Source organism: Sphingomonas sp., assembly GCF_042091075.1.
Classification (GTDB): Bacteria; Pseudomonadota; Alphaproteobacteria; order Sphingomonadales; family Sphingomonadaceae; genus Sphingomonas.
Genome location: NZ_JBELIE010000089.1, coordinates 1 through 8,114 on the forward strand (window position 1 = coordinate 1; position 8,114 = coordinate 8,114).

Below are 8,114 nucleotides of genomic sequence, written 5' to 3' on the forward strand. Positions count from 1 at the left end.
GATCCCGGGCGTGACGAATGGCCGCGCCGGATCGGGCCGCGCCATGTGGCGGATCGGGCGGCCGCCCTTCATCAGCAGCGCGAGGAAGCTTTCGGCGAGGCCGTCGGCGGTTTCATTGTCGATCACCGGGCCCATGAACGGCGGCGGCGTGTCATGCGGTGCACCGACGATCAAGCGGCCGACCAGACGCGCCAGTTCTGCCAGCAACGGTTCGGCGAGCGAATCCTGGACGATCAGCCGCCGTGCCGCGGTGCAGCGCTGTCCGGCGGTGGCGAAGGCGGACTGCACGATCAGGATCGCGGCGGTATACAGGTCGGGCGTGTCCCACACGACGATCGGGTTGTTGCCCCCCATCTCCAGCGCGAGGATCTTTTCGGGCGTGTCGGCGAAATGCCGGTTGAGCGCCAGCCCGACACGCGCGGAGCCGGTGAACAGCAGCCCGTCGATCCCCGGATGCGTCGCCAGCGCGCGCCCCTCCGCCGGGCCGCCGACCAGCACCCGCACGGTATCCTCCGGCACGCCGGCGGCATACAGGCAATCGACCAGGAAGAAGCCGCTCGCCGGAGTCTTCTCGGACGGTTTGAACACCACGGCATTGCCCGCGATCAGCGCCGGAATGATATGCCCGTTGGGCAAATGCGCAGGAAAATTGTACGGGCCCAGCACTGCCAGCACGCCGTGCGGCTTGTGCCGCAGCGCGACACGGCTGTTCATCGGCGCCTCCATGCGCCGCTGGGCGGTGCGCTCGGCATAAGCCGTCACCGAGATATCGACCTTGGCGATCACGCTGTCGACCTCGGCGCGCGCTTCCCACAGCGGCTTGCCGGTTTCGCGCGCAATCAGGTCGGCGAAGCTGTCGCTGCGCTGTCGCACGACATTGGCGAAGCGGCGCAGCGTTTCGATGCGATAGGCGAGCGATTTGGTCGCCCAGGGCAGGAAGCCGTCGCGCGCGGTGGCGACCTCGAGTTCCACGTCCCCCGTGGCGCCGCGCCACAATTCGTTGCCGGTCGCGGGTTCGAAGGAGATCAGCGCTGCCATCCTCGCCTCTTAACCGTGCTTCGCGGTGCAGCGGAAGAGGCGTGTTACGCCAGCGCGGCCCCCATTGCCCGGATCGACGCAATCTTCGCGTCGAAAAGGGACCAGTCATCGTTCGCCGCGATCGGGGCCCAGATCGCCTCGACCTCATCGATCAGCATCGCGCAGGGTGCTCCCCGCCAATAGGCCGCATCGCGCGCGGCGCGCGGCGCGAAGAGCTCCAGCGCCGCCCGCGCCTCGTCCCATATCGGGCCATAATGCGCCGGAAGTGGCTGGGCGAACGCATCGAAGAAGACCTGATCGATCTGTTCCCCGGTCTGCCGCAGCGCGCGCCCGATCGTCTGCACCAGCGCGCGGTCACGGTCGGGATCGAGCGGTCGTCGGCCGAGCCGCCACAGCAGCGCTTCCGCCACCGCGGCTTGATAGACCGTGCCGAACCGTTCGAGTTCGGCGATCATCGGTTCCGCGTCCACGATCGGACGCAGCGCCACGGCCAGTTGCATTGCATTCCAATTGATCGCTTCGGGCTGGCGACCGAAAGCGTAGAGGCCAGAATGGTCGAAATAGGCTGCGGTAAAGCCCGGATCCCAGGTCGGCGCGAACCGCCATGGCCCGTAATCGAAGCTCTCCCCGGTGACATTGATATTGTCGGTATTGAGCACGCCATGGACGAATCCCGCCGCCATGTAGCGCGCCGCCAGCCGCGCGGTGCGGTCCACCACCAGCGACAGAAGCCGCAACGGATCGTCGCCCGGCTCGTCATACAGGTGGTGCAGCACATAGGCCGTCAGCCGGCGCAACCCATCCTCGTCCTGCTCATAGGCGAGCCGCTGGAACGTGCCGATACGGATATGCCCGTGGCTCAGCCGCACCAGCACCGCGGAGCGGGTGGGGGAGGGCTCGTCGCCGCGATCGAGCGCCTCGCCGGTCTCGATCAACGAGAGGCTTCGCGATGTCGGCACGCCCAGCGCCTCGAGCATCTCCGACGCCAGCACCTCGCGCACGCCGCCCTTGAGCGTCAGGCGACCATCGCCGAAGCGGCTCCATGGCGTCTGCCCCGACCCCTTGGTGCCGAGGTCCATCAAGCGTCCGCCGTCATCGCGCAACTGAGCGAAGGTGAAGCCGCGCCCGTCGCCCAGTTCCGGATTGTAGGTGCGGAACTGATGGCCATGATAGCGGAGCGCCAGCGGCTGTTCCAGGGAACCGGCGAGCGGCGCGAACCGCCCGAAATGAGCGATCCATTCGGCGTCATCGAGCGTCGCCAGCCCCACCTGGGCGGCGGCGCGATCGTTGCGGAAGCGTAGCCGCGTCTCCGGAAAGTCGGCGGCCTCGACGCGATCGTAGAAGCGGTCGCCGAGCGTCAGCAGCGTGCGTTCGGGTTGATATGCTTGCGGGTCGAAGGTCATGCCGCGATATGGGGCACGCCCAACGCCGGGCGCAACCGTCGCACATGAAGGGGCGTGACCACATGGCAGCGTATCGCGATCTGTTCTGGTGGTCCGCGGACGGCATCCGCCTGCACGCGCGGGACTATCCCGGCCCGGACGGGGCGGATGCACCGCCGGTGCTGTGCATGGCCGGCCTGACTCGCAACGCACGCGACTTCGCCGTGCTGGCCGAGCGGCTAAGCGGATCGCGACGTGTCCTCGCGATCGATTTCCGGGGGCGTGGCGAAAGCGGCTACGCCAAGGATCCGATGACCTATGTGCCGCTCACTTACGCGCAGGACGTCGCCGCGCTGCTCGCCGACCAGTCGATCGATCGTTTCGCCGCGATCGGCACGTCGCTGGGCGGGATCGTGACGATGCTGCTCGCGGGGATGCTGCCGGGGCGGATCGCCGGCGCGCTGCTCAACGATGTCGGCCCGGTGGTCGAACCCGCCGGCCTGTCGCGAATTCGCGGCTATGTCGGCAGGTCAAGCACCTGCCCGACCTGGATGCATGCCGCGCGCGGCATTCAGGAGGCGAACGGCGATGTCTATCCTGACTGGACGATCGAACAATGGCTGGCGATGGCGAAGCGCGTGTACCGCCTCAATTCGTCGGGGCGGATCGTCCTCGATTATGACATGAAGATCGCCGAGCCGTTTCGCCTGCCCGGCGGCGAGGCGGGGCCGGACATGTGGCGCGCGCTCGCGGCGCTGGGGTCCGCCCCGGTGCTGATCGTGCGGGGCGAGCGATCGGATATCCTGTCCGCCGCGACCGCGCAGCGGATGGTGGAGCAAATGCCCCGGGCCACGCTGGTGACGGTTCCGGCGATCGGACATGCGCCCACGCTGGAAGAGCCTGCACTGCAGCCGGTGATCGATGCGTGGCTCGACGAAGCGCGTTGAGCCACGCATCGGGCGGAACCAGCGACTCCACTCGGGCGTCTCGCGGAGACTGATCTCCGGGGAACGCCAATGACCGATCGATCCGACGCGCATACCGCCGTACTGCCGCTGACCGGGCGCCGCGCGATCGTCAGCGGCGGTTCGACCGGGATCGGCCGCGCGATCGCGGTGCTGCTGGCAAGCGAAGGCGCGCACGTGTTTATCGGTGGCAGCCGGCAGGCGCATGTCGACGATGCGCTCGCGCGGATTGGCGAGGTCGGGCGCGGAGACGGCGTCGCGATCGACCTTGCCCGGGAGGACAATGTCTCAACCTTCGTCGACCGCGCGAAAGAAGCGCTGGGCGGGGTCGATATCGTCGTCGCCAATGCGGCGATCGGGGCGGGCGGGTTGACCGAAATGGATGAAGCCGGGGTTCGCGAGGCGGTTTCGCTGAACTTCACCCATTATCTGCTTCTCGCGCAGCGCGCCGCGGTGGAAATGCCCGCGGGCGGGGATATCGTCCTGATCGGATCGATGAGCGCCTATGTGCTCGGGCCGCATTCGACGGTCTATGCCGGGATCAAGCAGGGCGTGCAGGGCGTCTCGGTCGCGCTGCGCCGCGAACTCGGGCCGAAGGGAATCCGCGTCGCGCTGGTCGAGCCGGGGATGACCGGGTCGGACATGCAACTGCCCGATCTCCCGCCCGAAAAGCAACGGGCGCTGATCGCGGAGGAGAAGATGCTGCGCGCGGAGGATATCGCGGTGGGCGTCCACTTCCTGCTGACCCAGCCGCGCCGGACGGTGATCCAGCGGCTGACGATCAGCCCGCGTGTGCAGGACGAGGAATGAGGACGATCGCATGACCCGCTCGTTTCCGCACGACGCCCTGGTTTTCGGGCCGGACGACATCGATCTGACGCGCTCGCCACTGGCGGGGAAACTGGAAGCCGAAACCTATGTGCTGGGGGCATTCAACCCGGGGCTGACGCGCTTGCCGGGCGGCAACCTGCTGATGATGGTGCGCGTGGCGGAGGCGCTGCGCCATCCGATCCACGATTCGCATATCCATGCCATCCGCTGGGAGGAAGGCGGCTATCGCCTCGACGCCTGGCCGCTGGCACTGGTCGACACCAACGATCCGCGCAAGTTCCTGATGCGCGGCGGGGGCTGGCGGGTGATGGCGCTGACGTCGCTATCGTGGCTGCTGCCCGTCGAGCTGGACGGCGACGGGCGCAACGTGGTGGCGGTCCATTATGACCGCGCGATCGCGCCCGCGGCGTCATATCAATGCTATGGCGTGGAGGATGCGCGGATCAGCCGCGTCGACGGGCGCTATTACATGACGACCTGTTCCGTCAGTCCGGAACGCCATTCGACCACCCTCTATACCAGCGACGACGCGATCGCATGGACGCTGGAGGGGATCGTGCTGGATCATCAGAACAAGGATATGCTGATCTTCGAGGGCAAGGTCGGTGGCCGCTTCTGGGCCCAGACCCGGCCGCTAGGGGACCTGTATTTCGCCTACCCGCCCGGCAGCGAGTGGCGCGCGGGGCCGTCGATCAATCTCGCCTCTTCGCCCGATGCACTGCACTGGAAGCCGTACGATCGCCCCGGCATCCGGCCGCATGCCGCGACCACCGCGACCGCGCGGATGGGCGGCGGCGCGCCGCCGGTCCGCGCGACGATCGGCGGTCGCCCGGGCTGGCTGTCGCTATGGCACGGTGTCGAGCCCTCGGGCGTGGTCGGCATCTACCGCACCTATTGGTCGCTGCTCGATGCCGAAGATCCGTCAGTCACGCTCGCGACCGACCATGAGGCGCTGCTCGAACCGGCACCAGCGCTGACCGAGCCGCTCAAGGACCGGATGTATCTGGATCAGGTGGTGTTCACGACCGGCCTGATCGATGGCGGCGCGCAGTGGATCGTGGCCAGCGGCGAAGCCGATCTGGCGTGCCGCATCACCCATATTCCGAAGGAGGCGATCGGCGGCTGAGGCTGCGCGACCGCAGCGTGCGCCAAGGGCAGGTGCGCGGTCGATCGTCACCGGCTATGGGGCGGACATGGCACGACCCCTGTCCATCCTGCATCTCCATTCCACGTTCGATCTAGGTGGAAAGGAAGCGCGCGCGGTGCGGCTGATGAACGCATTCGGCGATCGCGCTCGGCACGTCATCGTTTCCGCGATGCCCGACCGGATGGGCGCGCGGGCGCGTATTCAGAAGGGGGTCCGCTATGAAATCGCGCAGGATGCCCCGCCGCTGACCGGCAGGCCGTCGGTCGCGCGCTACGAGGCGATCGCGCGCTACATGCGCGGCTTCGATCTGGTGCTGACTTATAATTGGGGCGCGATCGACGGGGTGATGGCCAAGCGCGTGTTCGGCCGGGGCACGCCGCCGGTCGTCCATCACGAGGATGGCTTCAACGAGGACGAGGCCAACGGGCTGAAGCGCGAACGCAACCTCTATCGCCGGCTGGCGCTGGGCGCCGCGGCGGCGCTGGTGGTGCCCAGCCGCGCGTTGGAGACGATCGCGCTGGAGACGTGGAAGCAGCCCCGCGCGCGCGTGCACCGGATCGCCAATGGCATCGCCACCGCGCTCTACGCCGGGAAACCGGACGCGAAGGCGATTCCCGGGTTCGTCCGGGACGAGCGCGAATTGGTGATCGGCAGCGTTGCCGGGCTGCGGGCGGTAAAGGATCTGCCGCTGCTGGTGCGCGCGGTCGGGGGCCTGTCGGCGCGCTTTCGCCTGGTGATCGTCGGCGAGGGGCCGGAGCGTGCCGCGATCGAACAGGCCGCGCTGGCGATGGGGATCGACGATCGCTTGGTACTGCCCGGCTTTCTGGAACGGCCCTATCATTTCATCGGCCATTTCGACTTGCTCGCATTGTCGTCCCGCTCGGAACAGGCGCCGATCGCGGTGCTGGAGGCGATGGCGGCGGGGTTGCCGATCGTCAGCCCCCGGCTTGGCGACATTCCCGATATGGTCGCGCCCGAAAACCTGCCGTTCCTGCCGGAGCATCGCAGCGAGCTTCACCTGCGTGACATGATGCAGGCGCTGGCGGGCGACCGTGAGGGGCGGCGGCGGATCGGCGCGGCGAACCAGGCGAAGGCGCGGGCGGAATATGACGAGGGGGCGATGATCGCGCGCTACACCGCGCTATATGCCGATGCGGTGGGCCGGCCCGGATGTCTCGATTGAGTCGCAATTTTGTCGCGTTGCGGCCCGATTGCTCTATACGGGCGGTTATCGTCATCTGTTCGAAACGGGAAACTCTGTGTTCAAGGGTCTGAAGCCGATCGTCTATGCGGGCCGCGAAGTGTGGCCGCTGGTGGAGGGCGGTAAGGGCGTTGCTGCGACCAATCATGCCTCCGCCGGTGCCTGGGCGGCGGCTGGCGGTATCGGTACGGTATCGGCGGTGAATGCCGACAGCTACGATCCCGACGGCAAGATCATCCCGCAGATCTATCGCGCGCTGACCCGGCGTGAGCGGCACGAGGAACTGATCGCCTATGCGATCGAAGGCGCGGTGCAGCAGGTGCAACGCGCGTGGGAGATCGCTGGCGGCGCCGGCAGTTGCCGGGGCGCGATCAACATCAACGTCCTGTGGGAAATGGGCGGCGCGCAGCGCGTGCTGCAGGGCGTGCTGGAACGGACGCGCGGCCTTGTCTCCGGCGTCACCTGCGGCGCGGGGATGCCGTACAAGCTGAGCGAGATCGCGGCCTCCTACAACGTCAACTATCTGCCGATCGTCAGCTCCGGCCGCGCGTTCCGCGCATTGTGGAAGCGCGCGTATTCGAAGGTGGCGGATCTGCTGGGTGCGGTGGTGTATGAGGACCCGTGGCTGGCGGGCGGGCATAACGGCCTGTCGAACGCCGAGGACCCGTTGAAGCCGGAGGATCCGTATCCGCGCGTCAAGGCGCTGCGCGATACGATGCGCGAGGGCGGTATCCCCGACAGCACGCCAATCATCATGGCGGGCGGCGTGTGGTATCTGCGCGACTGGAACGACTGGATCGACAACCCCGAACTTGGCCAGATCGCCTTTCAATACGGCACCCGTCCGCTGCTGACGCAGGAAAGCCCGATCCCGGAAGGGTGGAAGGCCAAGTTGATGGAGATCGAGGAAGGCGAGGTGTCACTGCACCGCTTTTCCCCGACCGGCTTCTATTCCTCGGCGGTGCGCAATCCGTTCCTGCGCCAGTTGGAGGAACGCTCTGACCGGCAGATTGCCTTCTCGACACAGGAAGCGGGGGACCATGTCTTCCAGCTCGACGTCGGGGTGAAGGGGAAGAATTTCTGGGTGACGCGCAACGACCTGCTTCGGGCGCGCCAATGGTTCGGCGAAGGCTTCACCGACGCCCTGAAAACGCCGGACAACACGCTGGTCTTCGTCACTCCCGCGGAAAAGGTCGAGATCCGCAAGGATCAGGCGGACTGTATGGGCTGCCTCAGTCAGTGCCTGTTCTCGAGCTGGGCGGATACCGAGACGAATTCGACGGGCCGCCTCGCCGATCCGCGCAGCTTCTGCATCCAGAAGACGCTGCAGGATATCGCGCATGGCGGCGATACCGATCGCAACCTGATGTTCGCTGGCCACGCGGCTTATCATTTTAAGCGTGATCCGTTCTATTCGAACGGTTTCGTGCCGACCGTGAAACAGTTGGTCGATCGGATTCTGACCGGGGATTGATGAACCGCGCTGCGCTCGCCGAAACCCTCGACAGGGTGGCCGGGGTGCTGGCGTCGGCACATGACGATTGGTGGGT

At 67.1% G+C, this 8,114-nt stretch carries 7 protein-coding genes; 5 read left to right on the plus strand and 2 right to left on the minus strand.

Features of this window, described 5'->3' with window-relative positions; all coding sequences use genetic code 11:
* Both ACFDSW_RS10155 and ACFDSW_RS10160 read right to left on the minus strand, forming a co-directional pair.
* Positions 1 to 1,038, minus strand: a 1,038-nt coding sequence (locus ACFDSW_RS10155) for an aldehyde dehydrogenase family protein (protein WP_375250173.1), incomplete at its 3' end; no start/stop codon positions are given.
* A 44-nt stretch (positions 1,039 to 1,082) separates the two neighbouring features.
* A complete protein-coding gene (locus ACFDSW_RS10160) occupies positions 1,083 to 2,441 on the minus strand; it encodes a protein adenylyltransferase SelO family protein (protein ID WP_375250174.1) in 1,359 nt (452 codons plus the stop codon).
* Between the two features lie 62 nt (positions 2,442 to 2,503).
* On the opposite strand from ACFDSW_RS10160, the gene ACFDSW_RS10165 reads away from it, so the two are divergent.
* The 5 genes from ACFDSW_RS10165 (at position 2,504) to ACFDSW_RS10185 (ending at position 8,038) form a co-directional block, all read left to right on the plus strand.
* Positions 2,504 to 3,367, plus strand: coding sequence for an alpha/beta fold hydrolase (locus ACFDSW_RS10165; protein WP_375250175.1), 864 nt, complete (start codon positions 2,504 to 2,506; stop codon positions 3,365 to 3,367).
* 69 nt (positions 3,368 to 3,436) lie between these two features.
* Positions 3,437 to 4,195, plus strand: coding sequence for an SDR family oxidoreductase (locus ACFDSW_RS10170; protein WP_375250176.1), 759 nt, complete (start codon positions 3,437 to 3,439; stop codon positions 4,193 to 4,195).
* Between the two features lie 10 nt (positions 4,196 to 4,205).
* Complete coding sequence (locus ACFDSW_RS10175; RefSeq protein ID WP_375250177.1) at positions 4,206 to 5,342, plus strand: glycosidase; 1,137 nt, start codon at positions 4,206 to 4,208, stop codon at positions 5,340 to 5,342.
* A 67-nt stretch (positions 5,343 to 5,409) separates the two neighbouring features.
* Positions 5,410 to 6,546 (plus strand): glycosyltransferase, encoded by a 1,137-nt coding sequence (locus tag ACFDSW_RS10180; RefSeq protein ID WP_375250178.1) that lies wholly within the window; start codon positions 5,410 to 5,412, stop codon positions 6,544 to 6,546.
* Positions 6,547 to 6,622: 76 nt separating this feature from the next.
* Positions 6,623 to 8,038, plus strand: coding sequence for an NAD(P)H-dependent flavin oxidoreductase (locus tag ACFDSW_RS10185; protein ID WP_375250179.1), 1,416 nt, complete (start codon positions 6,623 to 6,625; stop codon positions 8,036 to 8,038).
* The last annotated feature ends 76 nt before the right edge of the window (positions 8,039 to 8,114 follow it).

What these genes read in the sequence shown, in the direction of transcription:
- ACFDSW_RS10170 (WP_375250176.1), top strand. Translation starts at nt 3,437, where the DNA reads ATGACCGATCGATCCGACGCGCATACCGCCGTACTGCCGCTGACCGGG.
- ACFDSW_RS10160 (WP_375250174.1), bottom strand. Translation starts at nt 2,441, where the DNA reads ATGACCTTCGACCCGCAAGCATATCAACCCGAACGCACGCTGCTGACG.
- ACFDSW_RS10180 (WP_375250178.1), top strand. Translation starts at nt 5,410, where the DNA reads ATGGCACGACCCCTGTCCATCCTGCATCTCCATTCCACGTTCGATCTA.
- ACFDSW_RS10165 (WP_375250175.1), top strand. Translation starts at nt 2,504, where the DNA reads ATGGCAGCGTATCGCGATCTGTTCTGGTGGTCCGCGGACGGCATCCGC.
- ACFDSW_RS10175 (WP_375250177.1), top strand. Translation starts at nt 4,206, where the DNA reads ATGACCCGCTCGTTTCCGCACGACGCCCTGGTTTTCGGGCCGGACGAC.